We start from the raw sequence: 14742 nt of genomic DNA, 5'->3' as shown, positions 1-14742 counted from the left end.
CCAAACCTCCCCCACGCAGTCCAAAAGTGTCAGGGCTGTGCGGAACAATGGTGACCATGACATCGGGAGCTTCGGTGCTGCAGAAGTTCACCCCCGCCACCAGGGAGTGGTTCGAGGGTGCTTTTGCCGCGCCGACACCTGCCCAAATCGGGGCATGGGACACCATTTCGGAGGGTGCCAACGCTTTGGTGGTGGCACCGACGGGGTCAGGCAAAACGCTGGCCGCCTTCCTATGGGCCCTGGACAGCTTCATCGCGTCGGCCGCTGCAGGAGAGTCCGCCGGCAGTCAGCCCGGAAGCCCCAACGACGCCGGTTCCGGTGCCGGTTCCAACAACGGTTCAGCGGGCGGAACCCTCCTGAAAACCGCCGCAACGGCGGCGCCCGCCGGCAAAACGTCCGGACGGACAAGGAACACAGCCCCTAAACGCAAGACCAAGGTGCTGTACATTTCGCCCCTGAAAGCCCTTGGCGTCGACGTCGAGCGGAACCTGCGTTCTCCCCTTATTGGCATCACGCAAACAGCCAAACGGCTGGGCCTTCCCTCCCCCTCCATCACGGTTGGCGTCCGCTCGGGAGACACTCCCCAGAATGAGCGGCGTGCCCTCCTGACACGTCCACCGGATATCCTCATCACGACACCGGAATCACTGTTCCTCATGCTCACCTCCCGTGCCCGGGAGACCCTGGCCGAAGTGGACACCGTGATTGTCGACGAAGTCCACGCTGTTGCCGGCACCAAACGCGGTGCGCATCTTGCGGTGACTCTGGCCCGCCTGGATGCGATGCTCCCCAAACCGGTCCAGCGCATTGGATTGTCCGCAACTGTGGAGCCGCACGAGACGGTGGCCAGGTTCCTGGGCGGAAATGCTCCCGTGCAGATTGTGGCCCCGGCCGCTAAGAAATCCTGGAACCTTACGGTTACCGTTCCGGTCGAGGACATGTCTGACTTGGGCGGAGCGCCCGCCGTCGAGGACACGGTGGAAGGCGGTTACGCACCCCAGGCGAGCATCTGGCCGCATGTGGAAGAGAAGATCGTTGACCTTATCGAGACGAACCGCTCCACCATCGTGTTCGCCAATTCGCGCCGGCTGGCGGAAAGGCTGACCGCCCGGCTAAATGAAATCCATGCCTATCGGCAGGAAGCGGCCGCCCTGTCCCTCTCGGCGGCGGCAACCGGAACCGAAAGCCCAGCGGCCGGGGCACCGGGTTTGCCAGCCGGCGGGGCAGACGCGGTCCTGCCCACGGCGCGTCCTCCTGCTCAGCTCATGGCTCAGGCCGGTGTTTCCATCCGCTACCGCGAACCGGACCAGGCAGCCATTGATGACGACAACCCGGTTCTGGCCCGGGCGCACCACGGCTCGGTATCCAAGGACCAGCGCGCCCTCATCGAGGATGATCTAAAATCCGGACGGCTGCGCTGCGTGGTGGCCACCAGTTCCCTGGAACTGGGCATTGACATGGGCGCCGTGGACTTGGTCGTCCAGGTTGAGTCTCCCCCCTCCGTCGCCAGCGGACTGCAGCGCGTGGGCCGGGCGGGACACCAGGTCGGTGAAACCTCCCAGGGCGTCATGTTCCCCAAGCACCGCGGCGACCTGCTGAACACGGCAGTGGTGGCCGAACGGATGCTGACCGGACAGATCGAACCTCTGTACATTCCCGCGAACCCCCTCGACATCCTTGCCCAGCAGACCGTGGCCGCGTGCGCGCTCGGCTCCATCGATGTGGAGGAATGGTTCGACGTCGTCCGCCGGTCCGCCCCCTTCGCGGGCCTGCCGCGCTCGGCCTTTGACGCCACATTGGATCTGCTGGCGGGACGCTACCCGTCCGACGAATTCGCCGAACTGCGCCCGCGTATTATCTGGGACCGCACGGAGGGGACCATCACGGGACGCCCGGGCGCGCAGCGGCTGGCCGTGACCTCCGGCGGCACTATTCCGGACCGTGGCCTGTTCGGCGTGTATTTGGTCGGTGATTCGGAAGGCAAGAACAGCCGCCGCGTCGGTGAACTCGATGAAGAAATGGTCTACGAGTCGCGGGTGGGCGATGTTTTTGCGCTCGGCGCCACGAGCTGGCGGATCGAGGACATCACTCACGACCGGGTTCTAGTTTCACCGGCGTTCGGGCAGCCCGGAAAGCTGCCGTTCTGGCGGGGGGATTCGCTCGGGAGGCCGGTGGAACTGGGCCGTGCCCTCGGTGCCTTTGTCCGCGAAATGTCCGGCAACGACGACGAAACCGCCGCAAAGCGTCTGGCCGCCGTCGGTCTCGATGCCTGGGCCGCCGGAAACCTGATGACATATCTGCGCGAACAACAGCAGGCCACAGATGTTGTTCCCAATGACCGGTCGCTGGTGGTGGAGCGCTTCCACGACGAGCTCGGCGACTGGCGGGTGGTCCTGCACAGCCCCTACGGCATGCCGGTACACGCTCCCTGGGCCCTCGCCGTCGGCGCCCGGCTGCATCAGCGCTATGGGCTAGACGGATCGGCCATGGCCTCTGATGACGGCATAGTACTGCGGGTTCCCCTGATGGAAGATGAACCGCCGGGGGCCGAATTGTTCATTTTCGAACCCGATGAGCTCGACTCCATCGTGACCGCAGAAGTGGGCGGATCGGCGCTGTTCGCGTCGCGGTTCCGTGAATGCGCTGCTCGTGCTCTGCTGCTGCCGCGCCAGAATCCCGGAAAACGCACTCCTTTGTGGCAGCAGCGACAGAGGTCCGCGCAGCTGCTGGACGTCGCTAAAAAGTACCCCACCTTTCCCATCGTGCTGGAAACGGTGCGTGAGTGTCTGCAGGATGTCTACGATCTGCCGGCGCTGAAGGACATAGCCGGCGGCATTGAGCGCCGCGAAATCCGGTTGGTGGAAACCACCACCCCCTCGCCCTCACCTTTCGCGCGTTCGCTGCTCTTCGGCTATGTAGGGGCTTTCCTCTACGAAGGAGATTCTCCGCTGGCCGAGCGCCGGGCAGCCGCTCTGTCTCTGGACCCCACCCTGCTCAATGAGCTGCTGGGCCGGGCAGAACTGCGCGAACTGCTGGATGCGCGCATCATTGCGCAGATTGAACGCGAGCTGCAGCGGCTGGCCGACGACCGCCGGGTGAGGGGTGTTGAAGGCGTTGCCGACTTGCTGCGACTTCTGGGACCGCTGACCGCTCCGGAGGTCGCGGCCCGGTTGCAGCCCCCGGACGCCGAGCATGGACCAGATCCGGCCGCTGCGCAGGACAGGTCTGGCGACGACGCCGCAGCAGCCACAGCAACCACTGCCGCACCCGCGGCGGCTGAGTATGCCGGCGAGCTGCTCGATCAGTTGGTCCGGTCCAACCGCGCACTGAAGGTGGGCGTCGCAGGAGCGCAGCGTTACGCCGCCATTGAGGATGCTGCCCGTCTGCGTGATGCCCTGGGTGTGCCCCTGCCCATGGGTGTTCCGCTGGCGTTCATCGAACCGGTGGCTGATCCGCTGGGCGACCTGGTGGGCCGCTACGCGCGCACGCACGGGCCTTTTACCGCCGCTGAAGCTGCCTCGCGGCTGGGACTTGGCGTCGCCGTCGTCACCACCACTCTGCAGCGGCTCGCCGGTGAAGGGCGCGTTATTGAAGGCGAGTTCCGCCCGGCGGAAACTCAGATCCTGGACGCTGCGGCAGGAGTGGACAGCACTCCGGGCGCAGTAATCACGGTTCCCGGCTCGCACGGAGGCACTGAATGGTGCGACGTCGAAGTCCTGCGCCGCCTGCGCCGGCGTTCCCTCGCCGCGCTGCGCTCCGAGGTGGAACCGGTGGATCCGGCGACGTACGCACGATTCCTTCCCGTCTGGCAGAACGTGGGCTCGTCACTGCGCGGGCTTGACGGTGTTGCCACCGTGATCGACCAGCTCTCCGGTGTGCCCATCCCCGCTTCCGCCTGGGAACCACTCATCCTCGGCTCCCGGGTCCGGAACTACGCTCCGTCCATGCTGGACGAGCTCACGGCTACGGGAGAGGTCCTCTGGTCGGGAACGGGTTCCCTGCCCGGCAACGACGGCTGGGTTTCCCTGCACCTGGCAGAAAACGCTCCCCTGACACTGAATCCGGCGCCGGATTTTGATCCTTCCGAGCTGCAGTTGCAGCTGCTGGAACTGCTCTCCGGCGGCGGTGCGTACTTCTTCCGCCAGCTGGGCGATGCGCTGGCGGCGAAGGGCACCGAGGCGTCCGATACAAACGTCATTAGCGCGTTGTGGGACCTTGTCTGGTCCGGGCGGATCAGCAATGACACCTTCACCCCGGTTCGTTCTCTACTCTCCGGAGGAAAGACCGCGCACAAGCAGCGGGCCACAACACCCCGCGCCCGCACCGCACGGCTGGGCAGGCTGGGACGCGCACCGGGAGCATCCCTCACCGGAAGCTCAATGCGTCTGGCCGGCGGCAACCAGCAGGCCGCTCTCCGTAATGCCCCTCCGTTGGTGGCAGGACGCTGGAGCCTGCTTCCCGCTGTGGAACAGGACACCACCATTTCCGCCCATGCCACGGCCGAACTGCTGCTGGACCGCTACGGCGTGGTGACCCGAGGTTCAGTCGCCAGCGAAGGAACCCCGGGCGGCTTCGCCCTGCTGTACCGGGTGCTCGCCCGGCTTGAAGAAATGGGCCGGTGCCGGCGCGGTTACTTCATTGAGCAGCTCGGTGCGGCACAGTTTGCCGTTCCCGCCACAGTGGACCGTCTGCGTTCATTCTCGGAAGACTCGCAGCTGCGCAAAGCGGAGCCAACGGCAGTGGCCCTTGCCGCAACGGACCCGGCGAATCCGTTCGGGGCAGCGCTCCCGTGGCCCACGCTCGACGGCGGCCACCGGCCCGGGCGGAAGGCGGGAGCCCTTGTGGTGCTGGTGGACGGAAACCTTGCCCTCTACGCCGAGCGGGGCGGGAAGACACTGCTCACGTTCACCGATGATCTTGCTGAGCTGGAGCTTTCCGCAGCGGCATTAGTGGACATTATCCGCCGGGGGGCCGCGGAAAAGATGGCAATAGAAAAGGTCAACGGCCAGGAAATCCTGGACACTGACGCTGCCCGAGCCCTGATATCCGCTGGGTTTTACACCACGCCCAAGGGGTTGCGGTACCGTGCCTGAGGGCGACACTGTCTGGAGGGCTGCACGGGAGCTGAACGCCGCACTTGCCGGCCAGACCCTCACCAAGTGCGACATCCGGGTGCCCCGGTTTGCTACCACTGACTTCACCGGCCACACCGTCACCGAGGTTGTGTCCCGGGGCAAGCACCTGCTGATTCGGGTGGGTGATACAGAGAGCGGCTGGATCCTCCATTCACACCTCAAAATGGAAGGCTTGTGGCACGTTTACGACCGCGGGCAGCGCTGGCGGCGGCCGGCGTTCAAGGCACGCTGCGTCCTGGAAACTTCCCGGAAGCAGGTGGTCGGCTTTGACCTTGGGTTCCTCCGCGTCCTTCCGCGTTCCGAGGAGGACGATGCGGTCGGTTACCTTGGCCCGGATCTGCTCGGCCGGGACTGGGATGCATCGGAGGCGCTAAAACGCATCCAATCCGTTCCCGAGAGGCCCATCGGGCTGGCCCTGCTGGACCAGCGCAACCTAGCTGGAATCGGCAACGTTTACCGATGCGAGATTTGCTTCCTGGCCGGAGTGCATCCGTTGACGCCGGTGCGGGAGGTGACGAATCTGCCCCGGATGATCGACCTGTCCAAGCGGTTGCTTGAAGCCAATAAAACGCGAAGCCGCAGAATCACCACGGGGAACATGGGTGGCGATCCGCTCTGGGTCTACAACCGGGAGACCCGCGGCTGCCTCCGCTGCGGAACAAAGGTGATGCACCAACTTGTTGGGGACAATGCCCTGGAACTGAGGGATCTTTACTACTGTCCGCAGTGCCAGCCCGCCTCACAGTAAGCGGGGCAGGAGCTTACCCCGGGCTGCGGCCCACATGGCCGGGCCGATCTCAATATGCCGGGGCTTATCCTCGGCAATTTGTTGCCGAGGATAAGAGCATCTCTGCCGCAGGTGTGTCTCTGCATAGCATTTGAGTCTTTAAGGCTGTGTGTCTTCTCGGCAAGGTGGTTGCTGCGGGCCGCTAGAATAGGCGGCATGTGCCCACCCACCGTCTCAGGAGTCGCCAGCTACTGGTACCCGGGCGCGCCGGGACAGAAGCCCGCGAAGGCTACGCTCGAAGCGCTGAGGGATTATCGCGCTGCGGAGCTGGAAATGCGCAGTCGGATCCGCGACCACATGAATATCAACGAGAAGGACATGCTGGCGCTGCGTCATGTGATGCACGCTCATCAGCATGGAAACCCTCTGGGCCCAACAGACCTGAGCCGTCTGCTTTCAATTTCCACCGCTTCCACCACCGCACTAATCGACCGCCTGGTCAGCAGCGGACATGTCCAAAGACAGCTTCATCCCACCGACCGTCGGGCGCTGAAACTGATTCCGACAGACAAATCGAACGCCGAACTCCACGAGACTCTGGGCAGGCTCCACGAGCGAATGATGGAGGTCGCCTCGTCCCTTAGCCCTGAGGAAGCCGAGGTAGTGACCCGTTTTCTTCATCTGCTACGAGAAACGGTGGAGAAAGAGCCAGCAGTGCCGCAGCAGGGTCCACCGTTGGCCGGGCCGTCCTGACCCTCGCGTTCCCCTCCCCCTGTCCGTTGGTCCTCCACGACCTCGGTACTCTGGAAGGGTGATGCAATCTCCTCTTCCCGTACGCAACGGCGTGAACGCAACCCGCCTTCGGCTGCCGGTTGAAGGACCCTGGGAGACAGCCATGGACTACGTCCTGTCCCGGTTTGGCCACGTCGATCCGGAGGGGATCGTGGATAGGTTCGCGCGGGGCGAGGTGGTTGGGCTGGGAGGCACTCCCCTGACCCAGAAAACTCCCCTTCACGAGCACACCTTCATCTGGTACTACCGGGAATTGCCCCCGGAGCAGCGGCTACCGGTGGAAATCAACATCCTCCACCAGGACGAAAACCTGCTCGTCGTCGACAAACCCCATTTCCTGCCCACCACGCCCGGCGGCATGTATGTGGCCGAATCGGCGCTAGTCCGTCTGCGGGTGCAGCTGGAGAATCCCGACCTGATTCCGATGCACCGCCTGGACCGGATGACCGCCGGAGTGCTGCTGTTTTCCACCAACCCGCAAACCCGCGGCACGTATCAGACGCTGTTTGAAAAGCGCCGCATCACCAAGGAATACGAGGCCGTTGCCCCCGTTCGCAGCGATCTGGAGCTCCCCCGGATTGTCCGCAGCCGCATGATCAAGTCCCGGACCTACCTGCTGGCGCAGGAGGTGGAGGGGGAACCGAATGCGGAAACCCGTGTTGAGCTTCTGGAAGAGCACGACGGCGTGGGCCGCTACCGCCTCCAGCCCCACACCGGCAAAACACACCAGCTGCGGGTACACATGGCATCGCTGGGAATCGGCATCCTGAACGATTCCTTCTATCCCGAGTTGCTGCCGCAGGCACCGGACGACTATGACCGTCCGCTGCAGCTGCTCGCTCGATCCGTGGAATTTGTTGACCCTTTGACCAGGCAGCCTGTTCACTACCGCAGCGGCCTCTCCCTGGCCTTCGCCCCCGGGGTATAGCCGGGCAGCGGCAACGTCCTCCAGGAGCAGCAGGCCCGGCAGCAGCGGGGCCAACTGAGCCGAGCCAACTGAAGCGAGGTCAACGGAAGCGGGGTCGACTGAGCGCGACTCAACTGGGGGCAAGGTCAATTAGGGGCAAGGTCAATTAGGGCGATTAACCTATGCCGTTTAGCTTTGTCAATGGGTAGGGTGGTTGAAACGTCCGGGGCAGCGGCTTCGGATACGCTCCGGCAGGGGAAGGACCCTGATGATTCCGCCGTCGAAACCATCTGATACCCAATGCCGGCCCGAATCGGCCGAATCAGGTCCAGAGACCAGGCCCGAGTCTGGACCCGGCGGGCCGGACTCCGTCGTAGACGAACGCCCGGGTTCAGAGTCCGCCGGCTCCGAAATTGCCCAAAACGCGGTCAAGAGTCAGCTGAAATTCCGGTGGCTCCAAGACAATGAGATACCTGTTGATCTGATCCGCCGTAGCGCGGTTTCAGTGGCAGCCGCAGCGGCTGCAGGGATCACGATTGTCCAGTCGCGTGCCGACGGCGCCTTCGTGGACCGTGGTTCTGATGCAATTCTCGGCTCCGCCGGTTCACTTTTAGCGCCGTCCGCCCTGATGTGGTGGTTGTGGGTGCCGGCGATGGCAGGATGGCTGGGATATGCCCTTTACCAATGGCTTCCCCGACAGCGTTCAAATCCACGACACGAACGTTTCGGCTGGCTCATACTCGCGTCCCAGATCTTGGCCTTCGCTTGGTTGCTGACAGTCGCCTCGGGGAGCAGCGGTGTGCTCCTGGCCGTCGCGGCAGCCCAAATTACTGTGGGCCTGGTGGCCGTTCACAGCATGAATCTTCGCCCGCCGTCGTCCAGTATGGAAGGAATCCTGACTGACGTACCCCTCGGACTTTCACTGGCCGCAGGCGTTCTTTCCCTGGTGACCATCATCGGTTTCCTCCTCACCAGATCGGAAGCGGATCTTGCCGGCTGGGGCGGCACCGTGTGGGCACTGGTTGGTCTTATTACGGTCATGGTGGGAACTACCATGATCTGCATGACTGACCGCGGACACCTGTCGGTGGCGTTGGCCATCGTCTGGGGGCTGTGCTGCGTGGCCGTCGAACGGTTAACCGGGGCTCCGGACTCCATCGGCATCGGGGTGGGGGCAGCGGTGGCCGCCTTCCTGGTCCTGGTATCCGCAGGATCCCGCCGACACCAGGTGGATCATGAACGCCGACGCAACGAGCGGAGAAACGGCGGGCGCAGCCAACCGGACCCCGCTGAGCTGGCCAGCGCGTAGGGGCCCCCGGGAATCGCCTAACGCTGAGGAATACCGCGGCAGCTGCGGTGGTTGCCGCCGGGTATGAAGATCATCGCAGTGGAGAAGTTCGGCGGTCCCGAGGCCCTTGCCGTACTGGATGTTCCCGACCCCCACGCAGGGAAGGGCGAAGTGCGCATCCGGGTCATGGCCGCGGCCGTGAGTCCAACCGATACCGTCCTTCGCGCCGGAGGACAGGGCAAGGGATCCCTCAAACTCCCCGCCGTCCCGGGCATGGATGCTGCGGGGATTATCGACGAGGCGGATGAGTCCACCGGCTGGCGGGTGGGAGACAGGGTCATGGCCATCGCTCTGCCCCTGGGTGAGCATCAGGGCGCCTACAAGGAGTATCTGGTGGCCCCTGCAGGTTCTCTGGCCCATATCCCCGCCGGGATGGATTTCGCAGAAGCATCAACGCTGCCTATGAACGGGCTGACGGCCGTTCAGACACTGGAAAAGCTGAACCTGCAGCCGGGCCAGTCGCTGGCCGTGATGGGAGCCGCCGGCACCTTGGGTAATTACCTCGTGCAGCTGGCCAAACATGCGGGCCTGGTGGTCGTAGCGGACGCCGCGGAAAAGGACCGTGCGCTGGTCACGGGGCTGGGCCCGGACTACATCGTGGAACGGGGCCACAACGTCGCTGAGCGGATCCGGGAGTTTTTCCCGGCCGGAGTGGACGCCCTTGCCGACGCCGCTGTCATGAATGAAAGAGCTGTACCGGCAGTAAAGAACGACGGCGGTTTTGCCACCTATCGCTGGTGGCAGCAGGATCCCGGAAGGGGTATAACGGTGCATCCGATCGCGGTGCGGGACGAATATCTCTCCGGCGCAAAGCTGGATGCGCTGCGGCGCCTCGTCGAGGAGGGAACGTTGACGCTGCGTGTTGCGGACCGGATACCGGCGGAAAAAGCACAGGAAGCCCACCGCAGGCTGGAGGCCGGCGGAGTACGCGGCCGGCTGGTGCTGGTCTTCTAGCCGGGACGGGTGGTTCCGGCCGGATAAATCGTCGCCGAGGTCAGCCGGCGGCTGGCCGACCGACCTCGCTGCGAGCCGGAGCCCACGTTCTTAGAGCGGAACCCATCTACCCCGCTGCCGCCGGAGGACCCGCAGCCGCTCCGCTTCAGCAATGTCCTCCACGGCATGGCGCATATTTGCTGCAGCCCGCAACGCCTGGGAGTTTTCCAGCGACCATTCGTTGTCCGGAACCATGAACCGCAGTGTGATCCGCGGAATCCCGGAGACTACGTCCAGCTGGTTGGCTTCGACGTGATGGCTGGCAGCCAACGCGGCAACAGCTGTGTCCATCACGGCTTCGGGCACCGTTCCGGGCTTCAGCCCCGTGATGTTCAGCTGGGCTCGAAAAGAAGGCATGAGAACAGGTTAGACGGTCCCAGTGACTCTTCCCGCCACAGCTTTCAGGTCGGTGGCTACTGAAGTCCTGCGCTCTGTGCGGCTAGAGCCCGCGCTCTTCCGGGTCGAAATCCGCTAGGGGATCTCCGCCCAGATGAGCCGGATCGTCGCTGGCGTCTTCTTCATCCGCCGCAGTGGGGTCGTCGAAGTCAACGTCGTTCGCCGCCTCCCCGATAGTCGGTACCTCAGGCGGGATTTGGGAGTCACCCGCTTCATAGCGCTCTTCCGCCGTTTCGTCCCTCAGCGTCTGGTCAGAAAGAGTTCCGGGTTCGCCCATAAGCGGCTCTTCATTGACCAGCGGGTCCTCCTGCCAGCGCTCCGGGTTGTCCTCCGCTGCTCCCGGGTAACCCAGGCCTTCCGGGTCGAGGAATTCATCGACGCTGCTCAGGTCATCAGCGTCGGTCAAGTCATTCAGCGGTATTTCTGAGACTTCATCCGGAGTCACAACATCTGCAACATCGGCCAACACGGGGTCATCGCCCAGCTCCGGGTCGGGAATGCTCTGCTCGTCCATCTACTCTGCCTTTCCGTTTGCGTCTGCTGCCGAGGCTCCGGTTGGGACCGAAAATCGGCAGATCCTCATTAGTAAGCCTACTGATGTTGCACGTTGAGCACCACCCGGGTCATCGGCAGGGAACAACCGGAGGTGGCACAGGGCGGAAATACTAGCGAATTTTCGCGACATGTCGGATGCCGAACCAATTACGTCATATTAGTTTGACGTAAAGGTAAGCCTAAGTAAGGCTTACCTCAGTTACCAATATGAAATATAACGAGGGAGTCGCAGTGACCTTGCTGCACCACACAGACGCGCACCCCGGCTTGGCATCGCAGGTCGAACAGGAGATGGCGGCCACCGGCCAGCTGCTCACGGCACGGACCGCCGAACGCTACGCCGCCGACGTCGTCCAGGGCGTGAATCTTGTTGCCGAAACTATCGCGGGAACGGCCAAACCTTTTTCGGGGGCCACTCCGGCTCAGCTGGCACCGGTGGTGGATGCCATCGACCTCCAGGCGCCGCTGCCAACCTTGGCAGCGGCGCTGGAGGAACTTGCCGGGGTGTATTTGAAGGATGCCGTCTATTTCCACGACACCAAATACGCGGCGCACCTGAACTGTCCGGTGGTGATCCCGGCACTCGTCGGGGAAGCGATTCTATCCGCGGTCAATTCCTCTTTGGACACGTGGGACCAAAGCGCCGGAGCAACCCTGATCGAGCGGCGGCTGATTCGATGGACGGCGGATAGGCTGGGGCTGGGCGGCCGTGCCGATGGAGTGTTTACCAGCGGCGGAACCGCATCCAATCTTCAGGGCCTCCTGATCGCCCGCAATCACGCAGTGGCCAAGCTGCGCCTGGATCCGCGATGCGAAGGTCAACGCCTGCCGGCTCTCCTGGACGGCCTGCGTATCTTCACATCCGAGGCAAGCCACTTCAGCATTGCCAAGTCGGCCTCGCTTCTGGGCCTGGGGTACGACGCCGTTGTGCCGGTGCCCTGCGATTCGCTCCGCCGCATGGATCCGGAGGCCCTGCGGACGGCACTGGACATCAGCAGTGCGCGCGGCGAAACACCCATGGCCATCGTGGCCACCGCTGGCACTACGGACTTTGGCAGCATTGATCCACTGCCGGCTGCCGCTGCCCTCGCCCGTGAACATGACACCTGGCTGCACGTAGACGCGGCTTACGGGGGCGGGCTCATCACCTCGATGCGGCACCGCCACCTGCTCACGGGGGTCGGCGCCGCAGATTCGGTCACCGTGGACTATCACAAGACATTCTTCCAGCCGGTCTCCTCCAGTGCCCTGCTGGTGCGCGACGCCGCGATGCTGGGGCACGTCACCTACTACGCGGACTATCTCAATCCGGAAAGCGCCGCCCGGGAGCTGATCCCAAATCAGGTCGATAAGAGCCTCCAGACGACGCGGCGGTTTGACGCGCTGAAGCTGTGGCTCACCCTGCGACTGATGGGTGCCGACGGAATTGGTCTCCTCCTGGACGCCGTCGTGGACCTGGCTGCCGATGTTTCCGGCATGCTGGCCGATGATCCTGATTTTGACCTCGCAGCCCCGGCGCAGCTCAGCACCTTGGTGTTCCGCTACCGCCCGGCGGGAATCGACGAAGCAACAGCAGATGCCCTCAACCAGCACATCCGCAAAGCACTCTTCGCCTCCGGCGAGGCGGTGGTGGCAGGAACAAAACTGGCCGAACACCACTATCTGAAGTTCACCCTGCTCAATGCAGAGACCACTCTGGCGGACATCATGGAGATCCTCGCGCTGATACGCGCGGCCGGAGCAAACTATCTGGCGGGTAAGGCCACTGTGGCCGGGGTGGCCCGATGAGCCCCGCAGCAGACATGACGCACGTTCACGACGCAGTAGGCATCGGCGTCGGCCCCTTCAATCTGGGGCTGGCCGCCCTCACCGATCCGATCGCCGACCTGGATCTGGTGTTCGTTGACGCGCGGCCCGGCTTCGACTGGCATCCGGGGATGATGCTGGACACCGCCCACCTCCAGGTTCCGTTTATGGCGGATCTGGTGACGCTGGCGGATCCGATGTCGCCGTATTCGTTCCTGAACTTTCTGAAGCAGACCGGGCGCATCTACCGCTTTTACATCCGGGAGAACTTCTACCCGCTGCGGGCCGAATTCAATGCCTACTGCCAGTGGGTCGCTGATGCACTGCCCAACGTGCACTTCGGCGAGCGTGTGAAGGACGTCCGGTACAACGACGGCGTGTACTCAGTGCATACTGTTGGCCCGCAGGGACGGAAGGTCCACCGCGGACGCCGGTTGGTCCTGGGAACCGGCACCCAGCCGCATGTCCCCGAAGCGGCGCGCACCATCACCGGAGCGGGCGGCCTGGTACTGCACAACGCCGATTATCTGGACCGAAAAACCGAATTGCAGGCACGGTCCAGCATCACGGTGGTTGGCAGCGGCCAGAGCGCCGCTGAGATCTATTTAGATCTGCTGCAGGATCTGCCCTCCCGCGGCTACGAGTTGAACTGGGTCACCCGTTCGGGGCGCTTCTTCCCGTTGGAATACACCAAGCTGACCCTGGAAATGACGTCTCCGGAATACGTGGACTACTTCCACGACTTGCCGGAAGCGACCCGTGACCGGCTCGTGGCCACCCAGAAGAACCTCTACAAGGGCATCGATTCAGACCTCATCAATGACATCTATGACGCCCTATATGCCCTCAGCCTTGACGGAGAGCCCCGCACCCGGCTCCTCACCCACATGGAGCTCCTCGACGCCCGGTACCACCCGGAGACGGACAGCCACACCCTCAGGCTGCACCACGGCGAACAGGACCGCGGGCACCTGCTGGAGACCGACGCCGTCGTCCTGGGCACCGGCTATGCCTACCGTGAACCGGAGTTCCTGGCCGGGATCAGCGGGCGCGTCCGGCGGGATGCCGCCGGACGGTTCGATGTTGACCGGAACTACGGAATCGGCACCACGCCGGGAGAGATCTTCGTCCAGAACGCCGAACTGCACACCCACGGCTTCGTCAGCCCGGACCTCGGGATGGCCGCCTACCGAAATTCGGTGATCATTGCGCAGATGCTCGGACGGGAGCACTATCCGGTGGAGCGCAGCATCGCCTTCCAGGAGTTCGGCGTTCCGGCACCTGAAGCTGCCGGCGTTCGGGCGTCCGAGCCCCCCGGTGCCCCCGCCCTCACCCCCGCGCGTGCGGAGGCGAGCGTATGAACTTCACGATTGTGCCGGTCGACGCCGATCGCGACGCAGCCCTGCTGCATGACTGGATGCGCCGGGACTACGCCCGGTTTTGGGGCATGCTCGATGCGCCGCAGGACGCGGTGCTGGCCGAATACATCCGTATTGCCGAAGATCCCCACCATCACGCGTGGCTGGGACTGGACGACGGATCGCCCGCGTTCCTGATGGAGTCCTATGCGCCCGCGCATTCTCCGCTGTCCGGCCACTATGCGGTGCAGCCCGGAGACACGGGGATGCATCTTTTGGCGGGCCCGGCGGAACGCCCACGCCCCGGCTTCACCACGCAGGTGTTCCGGTCCGTCATGGACTTCCTCTTCACCCATGAACGCACGCAGCGAATCGTGGTGGAACCGGATGTGCGCAATGCCAAGATCGCGGCCCTGAACGCCCGGATGGGTTTTGTGCCCGCGGGAACCATTTCCCTTCCGGACAAGGAAGCCCTGCTGAGTTTTTGCACCAGGGAGGATTACCACCGCGCACTTCGGGGCCTAAATACTCCGGGTTCCGCCTTAGCTCCCGCACCCCCTACCGATCGCCTGACCGCTTCCGACGCCCCAACCATCCCCGCCACCGCACCAGGAGCAGCCCAGTGACCACCACCCTTCCCGACACAACTACCGTCGACCCTGCCGCGGCCCGCACCGGATCCCCCACCACAGCCCCGGAATTATCGCCCGCTTCCCCCACCACAG

General features: G+C 64.0%; 11 protein-coding genes. 9 read left to right on the top strand and 2 right to left on the bottom strand.

The window, feature by feature from the left end; translation table 11 throughout:
* Positions 1–47 precede the first annotated feature (47 nt).
* The 6 genes from ABIB35_RS09575 (at position 48) to ABIB35_RS09550 (ending at position 9863) form a co-directional block, all read left to right on the top strand.
* On the top strand, positions 48–5093 hold the full coding sequence (locus ABIB35_RS09575; RefSeq protein WP_502915762.1) for a DNA glycosylase AlkZ-like family protein: 5046 nt from the start codon (positions 48–50) through the stop codon (positions 5091–5093).
* Positions 5086–5883 (top strand): Fpg/Nei family DNA glycosylase, encoded by a 798-nt coding sequence (locus tag ABIB35_RS09570; RefSeq protein ID WP_354180890.1) that lies wholly within the window; start codon positions 5086–5088, stop codon positions 5881–5883. The genes ABIB35_RS09575 and ABIB35_RS09570 overlap by 8 nt, the downstream gene beginning before the upstream one ends.
* A gap of 195 nt (positions 5884–6078) precedes the next feature.
* The gene (locus tag ABIB35_RS09565; RefSeq protein ID WP_354180888.1) at positions 6079–6615 is read left to right on the top strand and encodes a MarR family winged helix-turn-helix transcriptional regulator; all 537 of its coding nucleotides are present in this window, start codon (positions 6079–6081) and stop codon (positions 6613–6615) included.
* 61 nt (positions 6616–6676) lie between these two features.
* Complete coding sequence (locus ABIB35_RS09560; RefSeq protein ID WP_354180971.1) at positions 6677–7582, top strand: RluA family pseudouridine synthase; 906 nt, start codon at positions 6677–6679, stop codon at positions 7580–7582.
* 484 nt (positions 7583–8066) lie between these two features.
* Positions 8067–8870 (top strand): TspO-related membrane protein, encoded by an 804-nt coding sequence (locus ABIB35_RS09555; RefSeq protein WP_354180886.1) that lies wholly within the window; start codon positions 8067–8069, stop codon positions 8868–8870.
* Positions 8871–8933: 63 nt separating this feature from the next.
* On the top strand, positions 8934–9863 hold the full coding sequence (locus ABIB35_RS09550) for an NADP-dependent oxidoreductase (RefSeq protein ID WP_354180885.1): 930 nt from the start codon (positions 8934–8936) through the stop codon (positions 9861–9863).
* Positions 9864–9953: 90 nt separating this feature from the next.
* Here the strand turns inward: ABIB35_RS09550 and ABIB35_RS09545 are convergent, their stop codons facing one another.
* Both ABIB35_RS09545 and ABIB35_RS09540 read right to left on the bottom strand, forming a co-directional pair.
* Positions 9954–10259 carry a hypothetical protein gene (locus tag ABIB35_RS09545; RefSeq protein WP_354180883.1) on the bottom strand — a complete coding sequence of 102 codons (306 nt, stop codon included), beginning with the start codon at positions 10257–10259 and terminating at the stop codon, positions 9954–9956.
* An 82-nt stretch (positions 10260–10341) separates the two neighbouring features.
* Complete coding sequence (locus ABIB35_RS09540) at positions 10342–10812, bottom strand: hypothetical protein (protein WP_354180881.1); 471 nt, start codon at positions 10810–10812, stop codon at positions 10342–10344.
* 332 nt (positions 10813–11144) lie between these two features.
* Between ABIB35_RS09540 and ABIB35_RS09535 the strand changes: the two genes are divergently transcribed.
* The 3 genes from ABIB35_RS09535 to ABIB35_RS09525 are packed head-to-tail and all read left to right on the top strand — an operon-like array spanning position 11145 to position 14643.
* Positions 11145–12641 (top strand): pyridoxal phosphate-dependent decarboxylase family protein, encoded by a 1497-nt coding sequence (locus tag ABIB35_RS09535; protein ID WP_354180969.1) that lies wholly within the window; start codon positions 11145–11147, stop codon positions 12639–12641.
* On the top strand, positions 12638–14020 hold the full coding sequence (locus tag ABIB35_RS09530; RefSeq protein ID WP_354180879.1) for a lysine N(6)-hydroxylase/L-ornithine N(5)-oxygenase family protein: 1383 nt from the start codon (positions 12638–12640) through the stop codon (positions 14018–14020). Before ABIB35_RS09535 ends, ABIB35_RS09530 begins: the two co-directional genes overlap by 4 nt.
* A complete protein-coding gene (locus ABIB35_RS09525) occupies positions 14017–14643 on the top strand; it encodes a GNAT family N-acetyltransferase (RefSeq protein ID WP_354180877.1) in 627 nt (208 codons plus the stop codon). The genes ABIB35_RS09530 and ABIB35_RS09525 overlap by 4 nt, the downstream gene beginning before the upstream one ends.
* The last annotated feature ends 99 nt before the right edge of the window (positions 14644–14742 follow it).

The sequence above is a fragment of the Arthrobacter sp. UYP6 genome, assembly GCF_040547315.1.
Lineage (GTDB): Bacteria > Actinomycetota > Actinomycetes > Actinomycetales > Micrococcaceae > Arthrobacter_B.
The sequence above is the reverse complement of the archived record's forward strand: the minus strand, read 5'-3'. Positions and strand labels throughout refer to the sequence as shown.